The sequence below is a fragment of the Streptomyces sp. NPDC052036 genome (assembly GCF_040680495.1).
Classification (GTDB): domain Bacteria; phylum Actinomycetota; class Actinomycetes; order Streptomycetales; family Streptomycetaceae; genus Streptomyces.
On record NZ_JBFAWW010000035.1, the window covers coordinates 1 to 14,032 of the forward strand.

13 protein-coding genes are annotated in these 14,032 nt (G+C 71.3%); 6 read left to right on the plus strand and 7 right to left on the minus strand.

The genetic code is table 11. From position 1 onward, the window contains the following. Both glgB and AB0L95_RS32970 read left to right on the plus strand, forming a co-directional pair. The coding region (gene glgB, locus AB0L95_RS32965) for a 1,4-alpha-glucan branching enzyme (RefSeq protein ID WP_365168095.1) at positions 1-1,049 on the plus strand (1,049 nt) is incomplete at its 5' end. A gap of 313 nt (positions 1,050-1,362) precedes the next feature. Beyond that, complete coding sequence (locus AB0L95_RS32970) at positions 1,363-2,157, plus strand: SigB/SigF/SigG family RNA polymerase sigma factor (RefSeq protein WP_365168097.1); 795 nt, start codon at positions 1,363-1,365, stop codon at positions 2,155-2,157. Positions 2,158-2,476: 319 nt separating this feature from the next. Here the strand turns inward: AB0L95_RS32970 and AB0L95_RS32975 are convergent, their stop codons facing one another. Then, a complete protein-coding gene (locus AB0L95_RS32975; RefSeq protein ID WP_365168277.1) occupies positions 2,477-2,836 on the minus strand; it encodes an ANTAR domain-containing protein in 360 nt (119 codons plus the stop codon). Between the two features lie 151 nt (positions 2,837-2,987). Between AB0L95_RS32975 and AB0L95_RS32980 the strand changes: the two genes are divergently transcribed. The 4 genes from AB0L95_RS32980 to AB0L95_RS32995 all read left to right on the plus strand — a co-directional run bounded on the left by AB0L95_RS32980 (position 2,988) and on the right by AB0L95_RS32995 (position 6,223). Beyond that, the gene (locus AB0L95_RS32980) at positions 2,988-3,647 is read left to right on the plus strand and encodes a UdgX family uracil-DNA binding protein (protein ID WP_365168100.1); all 660 of its coding nucleotides are present in this window, start codon (positions 2,988-2,990) and stop codon (positions 3,645-3,647) included. Positions 3,648-3,924: 277 nt separating this feature from the next. Next, entirely contained in the window at positions 3,925-4,605 is a 681-nt protein-coding gene (locus AB0L95_RS32985; protein WP_365168102.1) for an ABC transporter permease, read from the plus strand. Further along, positions 4,602-5,273: an ABC transporter permease subunit gene (locus AB0L95_RS32990; RefSeq protein WP_365168105.1), complete on the plus strand. Its 672-nt coding sequence runs from the start codon at positions 4,602-4,604 to the stop codon at positions 5,271-5,273. The genes AB0L95_RS32985 and AB0L95_RS32990 overlap by 4 nt, the downstream gene beginning before the upstream one ends. Next, positions 5,270-6,223, plus strand: a complete 954-nt coding sequence (locus AB0L95_RS32995; RefSeq protein ID WP_365168107.1) for an ABC transporter substrate-binding protein — start codon at positions 5,270-5,272, stop codon at positions 6,221-6,223. Before AB0L95_RS32990 ends, AB0L95_RS32995 begins: the two co-directional genes overlap by 4 nt. A 64-nt stretch (positions 6,224-6,287) precedes the next feature. Here AB0L95_RS32995 and AB0L95_RS33000 read toward each other — a convergent pair whose 3' ends face one another. The 6 genes from AB0L95_RS33000 to AB0L95_RS33025 all read right to left on the minus strand — a co-directional run bounded on the left by AB0L95_RS33000 (position 6,288) and on the right by AB0L95_RS33025 (position 13,929). Beyond that, on the minus strand, positions 6,288-7,442 hold the full coding sequence (locus tag AB0L95_RS33000) for a betaine/proline/choline family ABC transporter ATP-binding protein (protein ID WP_365168109.1): 1,155 nt from the start codon (positions 7,440-7,442) through the stop codon (positions 6,288-6,290). 22 nt (positions 7,443-7,464) lie between these two features. Beyond that, on the minus strand, positions 7,465-8,040 hold the full coding sequence (locus AB0L95_RS33005; protein ID WP_365168279.1) for an LUD domain-containing protein: 576 nt from the start codon (positions 8,038-8,040) through the stop codon (positions 7,465-7,467). Positions 8,041-8,105: 65 nt separating this feature from the next. Then, positions 8,106-9,584 (minus strand): lactate utilization protein B, encoded by a 1,479-nt coding sequence (locus AB0L95_RS33010; protein WP_365168111.1) that lies wholly within the window; start codon positions 9,582-9,584, stop codon positions 8,106-8,108. A gap of 31 nt (positions 9,585-9,615) precedes the next feature. Continuing rightward, positions 9,616-10,371, minus strand: coding sequence for a (Fe-S)-binding protein (locus AB0L95_RS33015; protein ID WP_365168113.1), 756 nt, complete (start codon positions 10,369-10,371; stop codon positions 9,616-9,618). 73 nt (positions 10,372-10,444) lie between these two features. After that, on the minus strand, positions 10,445-11,893 hold the full coding sequence (locus AB0L95_RS33020; RefSeq protein ID WP_365168115.1) for a rhamnulokinase family protein: 1,449 nt from the start codon (positions 11,891-11,893) through the stop codon (positions 10,445-10,447). Next, complete coding sequence (locus AB0L95_RS33025; protein WP_365168117.1) at positions 11,890-13,929, minus strand: bifunctional aldolase/short-chain dehydrogenase; 2,040 nt, start codon at positions 13,927-13,929, stop codon at positions 11,890-11,892. The genes AB0L95_RS33020 and AB0L95_RS33025 overlap by 4 nt, the downstream gene beginning before the upstream one ends. Positions 13,930-14,032: the final 103 nt, after the last annotated feature.

A 14,032-nucleotide genomic window follows, 5' to 3' on the forward strand; every position in this document is an offset into this window, starting at 1 on the left:
TCGCCAACGCGGTGTACTGGTGCGAGGAGTTCCACATCGACGGTCTGCGCGTGGACGCGGTCGCCTCCATGCTCTACCTGGACTACTCGCGCGAGCACGGCCAGTGGCGGCCGAACGAGCACGGCGGGAACGAGAATCCCGACGCGGTCGCGTTTCTGCAGGAGATGAACGCCACGGTCTACCGCCGTTGCCCCGGGGCGGTCACCATCGCCGAGGAGTCCACGGCCTGGGACGGCGTCACCCGGCCCACCGACCACGGCGGACTCGGCTTCGGCCTGAAGTGGAACATGGGCTGGATGCACGACTCGCTCGTCTACGCGTCCAAGGACCCCGTGCACCGCAGGTACCACCACCACGAGATGACGTTCTCGATGGTGTACGCGTACAGCGAGAACTACGTCCTGCCCATCTCGCACGACGAGGTGGTGCACGGCAAGCGGTCGCTGGTGTCGAAGATGCCCGGCGACTGGTGGCAGCAGCGCGCCAATCACCGCGCCTATCTGGGCTTCATGTGGTCCCACCCGGGCAAGCAGCTCCTGTTCATGGGACAGGAGTTCGCCCAGGGCGACGAATGGTCCCAGGCCCATGGCCCCGACTGGTGGCTGCTCGACCCGGGCTACGATGCCGCGGCCGACCACCGGGGCGTGCGCGACCTCGTGCGCGACCTGAACGCGATCTACCTGCGCACCCCGGCCCTGTGGCAGCGCGACACCGAACCGTCCGGGTTCCGCTGGGTGGTCTGCGACGCCGCCGACGACAATGTCTTCGCGTTCCTGCGCTTCGACGCGGACGGCGCCCCCCTGCTCGCCGTGTCCAACTTCTCGCCGGTCGTCCGTCACCACTACCGCCTGGACGTGCCCGACGACGTACCGGCCTGGGACGAGGTCCTCAACACCGACGCGGCTCGCTTCGGCGGCAGCGACGTCCGCAACACCGGCCCTGTGACGCCCGGCACCGGTCCCGGGCACGGCATCCGCCTCACGCTCCCCCCGCTCGCCACGCTCTGGCTGCGCCCCGCCACGGAAAGTCCCACGACCGGGAGCCGATGAATTCCCTGGAATTACCAGGGCCTTGAAATTCCATGCCCCGAACCGTGCTCCGGCGCTTTGCCGCGCCGCATTGCCCGCTCACTTTTCGGAGCGATGAGAAGACCATGAGTAACCCCGGTGAGCCATGAAACGTACCTCAGGAATTGTTTGGTGCCAGGAAAGTCGGGAATGGCTCATAAGAGTGCTTCGGACAGGAGGCACCTCCGTGGAAACTGGCCCAGCAGATCCCGGGTGTGTGACTCTCCGCGTGGTCCGTCGATGCGCCTTCCCACGGTGACTGCCCAGTCAGCCCCTTGAGGGAGTTGAAAGCTCGATGCGCATCACGGTCAAGGCCAAGCAACATCCCCATGACGACGCACCCGACACCACCGACGCTTTCGCGCAACTGCGCGAACTGCCCGAGGGCCCCGAACGCCAGACGCTGCGCGAGCACATCGTGCGGTCCTGGCTGCCGATGGCCGACCGCATCGCCCGGCGGTATCGAGGGCGGGGCGAGTCGGTCGAGGACCTCTGCCAGGTCGCGGCGCTGGGACTGGTCAAGGCGGTCGACCGCTACGACCCGGCGCGGGGGTACGCCTTCGAGAGCTACGCCATCCCCACCATCACTGGTGAGATCAAGCGGCACTTCCGCGACCACATGTGGGTCCTGCATGTGCCCCGCCGGGTCCAGGACCTGCGCAACCGGGTGCGGACGGCGGTCAAGGAGATATCCCAGGAATCCCCCGGGCACGGCCCGACCGTCGCCGAGATCGCCGAGCACGCCCACCTCAGCGAGGAGGACGTCCGGGTGGGTCTGGAAGCCATGGACAGCTTCACCGCCCTGTCCCTGGATGCGGAGGTCGCAGGCAGCGACGACGGATACGCACTGGGCGACGCCCTCGGTGAGGCCGACTCCGGGTACGACCTGATCGTCGACCGAGAGGCCGTCAAGCCGTGTCTGCGGTCGCTCCCCGAGCGCGAGCGCACCATCCTCTATCTGCGCTACTTCTGCGGAATGACCCAGAGCCGGATAGCGGACCAACTCGGTATTTCCCAGATGCATGTCTCACGACTGCTCAGCGGATGCTGTGCCCGGATACGCGAGGAGGCGCTCGCCGATATTGCCTGAGACTCGGCGACCCGATGTCGCGCCTGCTACCGGGAGTCCGTCCGCACCGAATCCAGAGGCTGCTCTCCCGCCCCATGCGACCGGATCGCATCCGGCCGCCCGGATCGGCCACTCGTCGACCGGACGGCCGTTTGCGGGCGGGCTCACTGCCGAACCCTCCCGGGAACGGCTTGGCAGTGCGCCGCTCCTTCCGGACTATCCGTGAGAGGGTATTTGAAACACGCGGCCCGCGGGCAACGGAGGGAAATCGACGGGATATTGACCGGGGCCCGCCGAACAGGCCGGACGAGTGACATCGGGGCGGGGCCGGGGCGGGAACTCAAGGGCGCGGCGGGTCCTCCGGGAGCCGCGTAGGTCCGTAGCGGTCGAGCGTGTCCTCCAGAAGATCGCGGACATCGGTCGGCAGATCCCCGCCGCCTCCCCAGATCAGGATCAGCTCCGCGACATGGCGCAGCTTGGTGTTCGCGTGCTGGGAGACCTCCCGGAGCACCTCCCACCCCTGGGCCGGGGTCACATGGCCGACGGCCACCAGCATCCCGATCGCCTGGTCCACGACCGCGTGCGAGGTGACGGCCTCCTTGAGCTGGCTGACCTCCTCCTCCAGCTCGAAGATCCGCTCCGTCTGGGGCGCCGTGGCGTCCGGCTCCCGCTTCCCCGGCCTGCCCGGATGGGCGTCCATGGTCATCGGCCCCTCCGAGGCGGCGTGACGGCGTGGCGCGTGCGATGTCGGCTTCCTCCATCGTCGCCACTCCGCCAGGGGTGTGCGAGCCGGGGGGAGGGGTACTCCGAGTTCTGGGCCCGGCCCGGCGGGGCCCGGAAGCGAGGCCGGTATGAGCCGTCCCGACGACGCCCGGGCGAGCGCCTACGACGCGACGCCCTTCCTGCCGGACGACGGCGAGCCGGCCGCATATCGGCGCGCCGCCGCGGACTGCCGTGGCTGCCCCCTGTACGCGAACGCCACCCGGACCGTGTTCGGCAGCGGGGACACCTCGGCACGGGTGGTGCTGGTCGGGGAGCAGCCCGGTGACCAGGAGGACCGGCAGGGCGAACCCTTCGTCGGACCGGCCGGACATCTGCTGGACCGGGCGCTTGCGGAGGCGGGGATCGACCGCGGCACGGCCTACGTCACCAACGCGGTCAAGCACTTCAAGTTCACCGTGGTTCCCGAACGCGGCAAGCGGCGCATCCACAGGGCGCCGAGCCTGCGTGAGCTGAGCGCCTGCAAGCCCTGGCTGCGTGCGGAACTGGACCTGGTCCGCCCCGAGGTCGTGGTGGCCCTCGGCGCCACCGCGGGCAAGGCACTGCTGGGCAGCTCGTTCCGGGTGACCAAGGACCGGGGGAGCCTGCTGCCGATGCCCGGCGCCGACGAGCAGTACGTCGTGGCGACCGTGCACCCTTCGGCGGTCCTGCGCGCCGACGACCGGGAGGCGGCGTACGCCGGTCTCGTCTCGGACCTGAAGGTGGCGGCACGGGCCCTGAACCAGCACTAGGGCGTGTTTCGAAAGTCCCGTCCGGCCCGCGACTCGCCCAGGCTGGCGGCTGGGAGGTGCCCCCAGGCACGGCACCTCGCCGCGTTGTCGGGGTCGTCCGCGTATGCCCAGTACGCGGACGCCCCTCCGCCTTGCGATGCACCGCACCAGACGCCGCGGGCCCCGCCCTTCGGGCGGACGACCCTACTTTCGAAACACGCCCTAGTAGCGTGGGACCGCACCCCGGACGGACCCCTACGACCTGCGGGCCCGCTCACCCACCCGGTGCAATGGACCCGTGACCGCGCCCCCGGACGACTGCCTCGCCCGCAACGAGTGGATCTGCGGCGCGTACGTGCGCACCCGCCGTCATATCCTCCTGGACGCGGTGGCTGAGCATCTGCAGCTGACCGCGGCGTCCGTGCTCATCGGTCTCGTCGTCGCCGTGCCGCTGGCCCTGCTGGCGCGCCGCTGGACCGGGATCGCCGGGCCTGTGCTCGCCGGCACCACGATCCTCTACACCATCCCGTCCCTGGCGATGTTCTCGCTGCTGCTGCCCCTGTACGGACTGTCACCGACTCTGGTGGTCGCCGGTCTGGTCCTCTACTCGCTCACCCTGCTCGTCCGGAACATCCTCGCCGGGCTGCGTGCCGTCCCCGAGGAGACCCGGCAGGCGGCCCACGGCATGGGATACGGCCCGATCCGGCTGCTGCTCGCCGTGGAACTCCCGCTCGCCCTGCCCGCCGCCATGGCCGGCCTCCGCATCGCCACGGTCTCCGCGGTCTCCCTCGTCACCGTCGGGGCGATCGTCGGCTTCGGCGGACTCGGGAATCTGATCTACGCGGGCATGAACACGTACTTCAAGGCGCAGGTGCTGACCGCTTCCGTGCTCTGCGTGCTGATCGCCGTGGCCGCCGATCTGCTGCTGCTCGGCGTGCAGTGGCTGATCACCCCCTGGGCGAGGGCGGCCCGCGGATGAGGACCCTCGGCGAGGCCTGGCACTGGCTCACCGACCCCGCGCACTGGCCGGGCGACGACGGCATCGGGCACCGGCTGACGCAGCACGTCCTGCTCACCCTCTGCTGTCTCGTCGTCAGCTGTGCGATCGCCCTGCCGGTCGCCCTGGTCCTCGGCCATCTCGGCAGGGGCGGGGCGCTCGCCGTCAACATCTCCAACGTCGGGCGTGCCGTCCCCACCTTCGCCGTCCTGGTGCTTCTGCTGCTCACCCCGCTCGGCCGCTGGGGGGAGGGGCCCACCGTCGTGGCCCTCGTGCTGTTCGCCGTACCGCCCCTGCTCACGAACGCCTACGTCGGCATGCGCGAGGTCGACCGCAGTGTCGTGCGGGCGGCGCGGGGCATGGGGATGACGGGCCGGCAGACGCTGCTGCACGTGGAACTTCCCCTCGCGCTCCCGATGGTCCTGAACGGGGTGCGGATCGCCGCCGTGCAGCTTGTCGCGACCGCGACCATCGCCGCGCTCGCGGGCGGAGGGGGACTGGGCCGGATCATCACCGCGGGCTTCAACCTGGCGAGCACACCGCAGGTCGTGGCCGGGGCCGTACTGGTGGCGGCGCTGGCGCTGATCGTGGAGGGGGTCTTCGAAGCCGTCGAGCGGCTGGCCCCGCCCCGCGCCGGAGGAGTGCGATGAGACGGTGCGCGGCGGCCGTGTGCCTGCTCCTGGGGTGCCTCATGGGCCTGCTCGCCGGCTGCGCCACGGGTCCTTCCCTGGAGACCCGCGGCCGGGTCACCGCATCGCCGCGCGACAGCGGACATCTGACCGTCGGCTCGGCCGGCTTCACCGAGAGCGATCTGCTCGCCCAGATGTACGCCCTGCTGCTGAACCGCGCGGGCTACAAGACATCGCTGATCACCGTCGCCAACCGTGAGCTGTACGAACCCGCCCTGGAATCAGGGCAGATCGACGTCGTCCCCGAGTACGCGGCCACCTTCGCGGACTGGCTCGACGCCAGGGCCAACGGCCCCGATGCCCCTCCCGTCGGTTCGCCGGACCTCGACGCCACCATGAAGGCCCTGCGCGCACTCGCCGCACCCCGTGGGCTCACCGTGCTCGACGCCGGCCGGGCGGTCGACCAGAACGCCTTCGCCGTGTCGGCGGCCTATGCCCGTGAGCACCGTCTGAGGTCGCTGAGCGACCTCGGCAGGTCCGGGCTGAAGGTACGGCTCGCGGCGGGCGACGAATGCGTACGGCGGCCGTACTGCGCACCGGGGCTGAAGAAGGTGTACGGCATCGACATCATCGGCGTCGACCCCAAGGGCGTCGGTACCACCCAGGCCAAGCGGGCCGTGCAGAGCGAACGGGACCAGATGGTGCTGACGACCACCACGGACGCGACCCTCGACGCCTTCGGACTGGTTCTGCTCGCGGACGACAGACATCTGCAGAACGCGGACTACATCGTCCCGGTCGTGAGTCGCTCCCGCGCCGGCGGCGCACGGGTCGCCCAGGCGCTCGGCGTCCTGAACTCCGTTCTGACCACGCGGGATCTGGCGTCGATGAACCAGCAGGTCGACAGCTGGCGCCGACTGCCGCAGGACGTGGCCCGCGCCTATCTCACGGACAAGGGCCTGTTGACATGACGCGGCCCCGCCGCCGGCCGGCCGGGCGGGCGCCGACGGCCCGACGTACCGACGGCCGGCGTCCTCACGCGTCCGCCACCGACTCGTAGGTCACCTCCCGGCGCGAGACGCCCCGCGCGTCCGCGTCCACCGAGCGGCGGAGCGCCTCATGGAGCTTGGCCGGCGTCAGGACCCCCAGGAAGCGGGGCCCGTCCAGTACCGCCACCCAGCCGGCGTCGTGCTGGAGCATCACCCCGAACGCCTGCCGCAGCGGAGCGCCCACCGGCACCCAGGAGTTCATCCGGTGCGCATGGTCGCGGACCGGACCGCCCCGGGCCAGTTCGTCGACGCCGGCCCAGCCGTGCAGATCACCGGCGGAGTCGAGCACGACCGCCCAGCGTGCGCCCTGCGCGTTCAGCCGGGCCGCCGCCCGCCCGCCGGCCTCGTCGAGCCGTACGACCGGCGGCTGCTCCAGGTCGCTCGGCTCGATCTCCGTCACCGACAGCCGCTTCAGCCCCCGGTCCGCCCCCACGAACGCGGCGACGCGCGGTGTCGCGGGCGTCCCCAGCACCGTCCCGGGCGTGTCGAACTGCTCGATGCGCCCCTGCCCGTACACCGCGATCCGGTCGCCGAGCCGGACGGCCTCCTCGATGTCGTGCGTGACCAGCAGCACCGTCTTGCGCACGGCGGTCTGCATCCGCAGGAACTCCTCCTGCAACTGCTCCCGCACCACGGGGTCGACCGCCCCGAACGGCTCGTCCATCAGCAGCACGGGCGGGTCGGCGGCCAGCGCCCGCGCCACCCCCACCCGTTGCCGCTGGCCGCCGGACAACTGGTCCGGATAGCGCGGCCCGTACGTCTTCGGGTCCAGGCCCACCAGGTCGAGCAACTCGGCCGCGCGGGCCCGTGCCCGCGCCCTCTTCCAGCCGAGCAGGCAGGGCACGGTCGCCGTGTTGTCGAGCACGGTCCGGTGCGGGAACAGCCCGACCTGCTGGATCACATAGCCGATCCGCCGCCGCAGCCGCACCGGATCGACGGTCGCGACATCCTCGCCGCCCACGAAGATCCGTCCCGAGGTCGGCTCGATCAGCCGGTTGACCATCATCATCGTGGTCGTCTTGCCACAGCCGGACGGTCCGACCAGCGTGACCAACTCGCCCTCACCGATCTCGAAGGACAGGTCGTCGACGGCCGTCGTGCCGTCCGGATACCGCTTGGTGACCTGCTCGAACCGGATCATTCCCTCACGCTAGCCGCGCCGGTCACACCTCGCTCACCAGCACCACCTCCAGGGTGCGCGGACCGTGCACCCCCTCGACCCGGTCCAGCTCGATGTCGCTGGTCGCGGACGGCCCGGAGATCCAGGTCAGCGGGCGGCCCGGGGTGAGCCGCCGCAGTGCCTGGGGCACGGAGTCCACGACCTGGTCCGGGACGCGTACGACACAGATGTGGTGGTCGGGGACGAGGGTGATACGGCGGCGGCCCTGATCCGGTGAGCCGTCCAGCACCAGGGTGCCGGTCTCGGCGATCGCGACCGCGCAGCCGGTGACCACACTGTCGACGCGGTCGAGTTCGTACGGGGTGCTCTCCGCCCGGTCGGGCACCTGCTCGACGCCCGTGAGCCAGCCGGACGGCAGTCCCGGGGGTACCAGCACCGTCCGCGCGCCGCGCGCCGCGAGCAGACCGGCCAGGGTCGAGGGCAGCTCCGCGGTGTCCGTCCGGTGCACGATCGCCCGGTAGTCCGCGAGGTTCTCCGCGAGCAGGTCCGCCGTCTCGGCCGGGGTGCGCTCGCCGTGCCGCTCCCGATAGTCCCGAGGAACGTCCTGCTCGTACGGCATGTCGGCCTTGGGCACGTCCGCCAGCGCGCGCCGCACCCGGCCCAGGATCAGATCCCTGCTGCCGCTCACCTGTCCGCCTCCTTCCCTCCGTGCGTGCGCTGCCACCAGTCGCGGAACGGCTCCGGGGGCAGCGTCGGCAGGTCCCGGCTCGCGCTCCACGCCCGGCCCGGGCCGGGCAGGGTCCGCGGCAGGAAGCGACGCGAACGCGACGCCAGGCGCTGGCCCGTGCGCAGCGCGTCGGGGTGGCTGAACGCCCAGAGCGCCGCCCGCATCGCCGCCCGTTCGGCCGCGTGTCCCCGCGCCGGCCGCAGCACGACCTTGTTGCCCGCCCGGGTCGCGGGCCCTCCCTCCGCCACCCGTTCCCGCAGATGCACCAGCACCTCCGGGATGTCGATGGCGACCGGGCACACGTCGTAGCAGGCGCCGCACAGCGACGAGGCATAGGGCAGCGAGGCGTCGATCGCGCTCTGGGTGCCCCGCAGCTGAGGGCTGAGGATGGCTCCGATCGGTCCCGGGTACACCGAGCCGTAGGCATGGCCGCCCGCCCGCTCGTACACCGGGCACACATTGAGACACGCCGAGCAGCGGATGCAGCGCAGGGCCTGACGGCCGACCTGGTCGGCGAGGGTGTCGGTCCGGCCGTTGTCGAGCAGCACGAGGTGGAAGGCGCGCGGGCCGTCCCCGCCCGTCGTGCCGGTCCACATCGACGTGTACGGGTTCATTCGCTCGGCGGTCGAGGACCGGGGGAGCGTTTGGAGGAACACCTCCAGATCCCGCCAGGTCGGCACGATCTTCTCGATGCCGACGACGGAGATCAACGTCTCGGGCAGCGTGAGGCACATCCGCCCGTTGCCCTCCGACTCGACCACCACCAGCGTGCCCGTCTCCGCGACCATGAAGTTCGCGCCCGAGACGGCGACCTTGGCGCGCAGGAACTTCTCCCGCAGATGCAGCCGAGCCGCCTCGGCGAGTTCGGCGGGTGTGTCGGTGAGCCCGTCGGGAGCGGGACGGCCCCACGCGCCCATCTCGGAGCGGAAGATGTCGCGGATCTCCCCCCGGTTGCGGTGAATCGCGGGGACCAGGATGTGCGAGGGCCGGTCCTTGCCCAACTGCACGATCAGCTCGGCGAGATCGGTCTCGTAGGCACGGATGCCATTCGCCTCCAGCACCTCGTTGAGACCAATCTCCTGCGTGGCCATGGACTTGACCTTCACGACCTCGGACTCGCCGGTCGCCCTCACCAGTTCGGTGACGATCCGGCCCGCCTCCTCCGCGTCCGCCGCCCAGTGGACGATGCCCCCGGCCGCCGTGACCGCCTGCTCCAACTGCACGAGATAGCGGCCGAGATGACGCAGCGTGTGGTCCTTGATCCGCTTGCCCGCCTCGCGCAGCTCCGCCCAGTCCGACATCTCCGCGACGGCCCTGGCCCGCTTGGCGCGGATGGTGTGGGTGGCGTGCCGCAGATTGGCCCGCAGTGTCCTGTTGCCCACCGCCTCGCGCGCGGCCTCGGGAAACGCCGGCATACCGACGAACGTCCCGCTCATACGGGGCCACCCTTCATCACGACGACGCCCCTCATGCCGGCGGCTCCTCCTCCGTGCTCGCCAGGATCTCCGCGATGTGCACCGGCCGCATGCCGACGCGCAGACGTGCCATCGTGCCGCCGATGTGCAGGAGACAGGAGTTGTCCGCCGCGCACAGCACCTCCGCACCCGTCGACTCGGCGTTGCGTACCTTGTCGACGCCCATGGCCGCCGAGACGTCGGGGTTCTTCACGGAGAAGGTGCCGCCGAAGCCGCAGCACTCCTCGGCACCGGGCAACTCGATCAATTCCAGTCCCTTGACGGCCCGAAGCAGCCGCGTCGGGCGGTCGCCGAGCCGCAGGCTCCGCAGCCCGTGACATGTCGGGTGGTAGGTCACCGGATGCGGGTAGTACGCACCCACGTCCGTCACTCCCAGCACGTCCACCAGGAACTCGGTCAGTTCGTACGTCTTCGGGACCACGGACGCCACGGTGGCCGCGAGGGCGTCCCCGCGGCCCTCCGCCTGCGCCCGCTCTCCCATGCGCGGATACAGCTCCCGCACCATCGCCCCGCAGGACCCGGAAGGGGTCACGATCGCCTCGTAATCCCGGAATACATCGGAGAACTTCACCGCGAGCGGCTCGGCCTGATGGCGATAGCCGGTGTTGTAGTGCGCCTGCCCGCAACAGGTCTGCGCCAGCGGGAAGTCGACCTCAACGCCCAGTCTGGTCAGGAGCTTCACCACGGCGCGGCCGGTGTCCGGATAGAGCGTGTCGTTGACGCAGGTCAGGAACAGAGCGACACGCATCGCGGCTCCTTGGGGTTGATCATCGGATGAGTACAGGGTAATCGGCGGACGCGGCCTGGGGGAGACCTCTGTCTCACGGCGCGGCGAGACGGGACTCCGCGGCACGCCACGACGCCGGGTCGCCCCGCGGCTCGTACCGGGTCGGCGGCTGCGTACGGGCGAGCAGGCGCCGCAGGTCCGTGCGGTCGCCGAGGAGCCCGTCGGCCCGGGCCTGGACGAGGACGTTGCCGAGAGCGGCCGCCTCCGCGGGCCCGGCCAGCACCGGCAGTCCGCAGGCGTCGGCCGTCAGCTGGCACAACAACGCGTTGCGGGTGCCGCCCCCGACGATGTGCACGGCGTCGACCGGATGGTCGGCGAGCCGCTGGGCATCGGCGACGGCCCGGCGGTGCGCGAGCGCCAACGAGTCGAGGATGCAGCGCGTGATCTCGGCGGGGGAGTCCGGCACCGGCTGCCCGGAGGCCCGGCACGCCTCGGCGATGCGGCCCGGCATCCGGCCGGGCGCCAGGAACGCCGTGTCTCCCGCGTCCACGACGGACCGCAGTGCGGGCACGTCGGCCGCCGCCGCGAGCAGCGCGGGCAGGTCCGGGTCGTGCCACTCCCGCAGGCACTCCTGGAGCAGCCACAGCCCCATGATGTTGCGCAGACAGCGGATCGTGCCGTCCAGGCCCAGCTCATTGGTGAAGTTGGCGGCGCGGCTCGCCTCGGTCAGCACCGGAGCCTGAAGTTCCAGTCCGGCCAGGGACCAGGTGCCGGTGCAGATGTACGCGAACCGTTCGCCCACGGCCGGTACCGCGGCCACCGCGGAGGCCGTGTCGTGCGAGGCGACCGCGGTCACCGGGACCGGACCGGTCAGCCCGGTCCGCGCCAGTACGCCGGGGCGTAGCAGGCCCGCCGGGTCACCGGGCCGGCGCAGCGGGGCGAACAGGCTCAGGTCGATGCCCAGCCGCTGTGCGAGGCCGTACGACCAGTCACCGGTATGGGGGTCGAGGAGCTGGGTGGTGGAGGCGTTGGTCAGCTCGGTGCCCTGCTCACCCGTCAGCCAGTAGCCGAGCAGGTCGGGGATGAGCAACAGCCGCCTGGCCCGCGCGAACTCCGCCGAGGAGCGGGCCGCCATGAGCTGGTACAGCGTGTTGAAGGGCGCGTACTGCACCCCCGTGGCGGCGTACAGCTCCTGCGCGGGCACGGTCGCCCACACCTTCTCCGCGATGCCCTCGGTACGGGTGTCGCGGTAGTGCACCGGGTTGCCGAGCAGAGCGCCGTCGGCGTCCAGGAGCCCGTAGTCCACCGCCCAGCTGTCGATGCCGACCGACCGGACGGGGCCGCCCGCGCGCAGCCCGTCGAGGACGCCCGTGTACAGGGACAGGATGTCCCAGCGCAGCCCCTCGGGAAGGGCGACGGGCCGGTTCGGGAACCGGTGGGCCTCGGTCAGCTCCAGGGTGCCGCGGCCCACACGGCCGACCATGACCCGACCGCTGGACGCGCCCAGATCGACCGCGGCGTACGACGTCACGGCCGCGCTCATCGCAGAAAAGCGGCCGGCACACCCGCGTCGACCGGGACATGCAGCCCCGTGGTGTGCGTCAGGTCGCCGCCCGTCAGCGCGAAGACGGCACCGGCGACATGCTCCGGCAGCACCTCCCGCTTCAGCAGGGTGCGTTGGGCGTAGAACTCACCGAGCTTCTCCTCCTGGACGCCATAGACGGCCGCCCGCTGGGCGCCCCAGCCGCCCGCGAAGATCCCGGAGCCGCGCACCACACCGTCCGGGTTGACCCCGTTGACACGGATGCCGTGGTCGCCCAACTCGACTGCCAATAGGCGCACTTGATGCGCCTGGTCGGCCTTTGTCGCCGCGTAGGCGATGTTGTTGGGACCGGCGAAGACGGCGTTCTTGGAGGCGATGTAGACGATGTCACCGCCCAGCCCCTGCGCGATCATCACCCGGGCCGCCTCACGCGAGACGAGGAAGGAGCCCCGGGCCATGACGTTGTGCTGGAGGTCCCAGTCCCGCGCCGATGTCTCGAGAAGCGGCCTGGAGAGGGAGATTCCGGCGTTGTTCACCACCAGGTCGACGCCACCGAAGGCCAGCAGTGCCGCCCGGAACGCCTCGGCGATCTGCTCCTCGGACGTGACGTCCACCGTGACGGCGACGCCCCGGTCCGCACCGCCGAGTTCCTCGGCGACCGCCGTGGCGGTCTCCGCGTTCAGGTCGGCGACGACGACGCACGCGCCCTCGGCGGCCAGCCGGTGCGCGATCGCCCTGCCGATCCCGCTGCCGGCACCCGTCACCAGCGCCACCCGGGTGGCCAGCGGCCTGGGCTTCGGCATCCGCCGGAGCTTGGCCTCCTCCAGCGCCCAGTACTCGATACGGAACTTCTCCGACTCCTCGATGGGCGCGTACGACGACACGGCCTCGGCGCCGCGCATCACCTGGATGGCGTTGACGTAGAACTCGCCCGCCACGCGCGCGGTCTGCTTGTCCTTGCCGAAGGAGAACATGCCGACGCCGGGGACCAGCACGATCGCCGGGTCCGCGCCGCGCATCGCGGGGGAGTCGGGCAGGGCGTGACGCCCGTAGTAGGCGGCGTACTCCTCGCGGTACTCGGCGTGCAGCTCCGTCAGCCGGGCGATCGCCTCGTCGAGCGGTGCGGTCGCGGGCAGGTCGAGGACCAGCGGGCGGACCTTGGTGCGCAGAAAGTGGTCCGGGCAGGAGGTGCCGAGCGCGGCGAGGCGCGGGTGCTCGGCGCGGGCGAGGAAGTCGAGGACGACACCGGAATCGGTGAAGTGCCCGACCTGTGCCCGGTCCTGGGAGGCCAGCGCGCGCACGTACGGGGCCAGCGCCGCCGCCCGCTTCCGGCGCTCCGTGTCGGACAGTGGCTCGTACCCGTCGAGCACCGGCCCGAACGGCTCCGCTTTGCCGTGCCGGGCGAGGAACTCCTCGGCGGTGCGGATGATGTGCAGGGAGTTGCGCTCGCACTCCTGGGCCGTGGTACCCCAGGCGGTGATGCCATGACCGCCGAGCACGCAGCCGATCGCCTGTGGGTGGGTCTCTTTGACGGCCGCGATGTCCAGGCCCAGTTGGAAGCCGGGCCGCCGCCAGGGGACCCACACCACCGTGTCGCCGAAGCACTCGGCGGTCAGCTTCTCGCCGTCGGCGGCGCACGCGAGCGCGATCCCGGAGTCGGGGTGGAGGTGGTCGACGTGGGCGGCGTCCACCAGACCGTGCATGGCGGTGTCGATGGACGGGGCCGCGCCGCCCTTGCCGTGCAGGCAGTAGTCGAACGCGGCGACCATCTCGTCCTCCCGCGCCACGCCCGGGTAGACGTCCCTGAGCGCCCGCAGCCGGTCCAGTCGCAGCACCGCGAGCCCGGACTCGGTCAGCGTGCCGAGATCACCGCCCGACCCCTTGACCCACATCAGCTCCACGTCACCGCCGGTCACGGGGTCGGTCGCGGTGCCCTTGGCGGAGGTGTTGCCGCCGGCGTAGTTGGTGTTGCGGGGGTCGGCGCCGAGTCGATGGGAGCGGGCCAGGAGGGCGGCGGCTTCGGGGTGAGATGCCATGACGTCTCGGTCCTCCCTGTCGGTTGAATCGTTTCAGGAACGTAGTGGGCGGACGTGGCCCCGTCAAGGTGGCGTCGGGCGGTCACATACGGCAGTAGTGGTG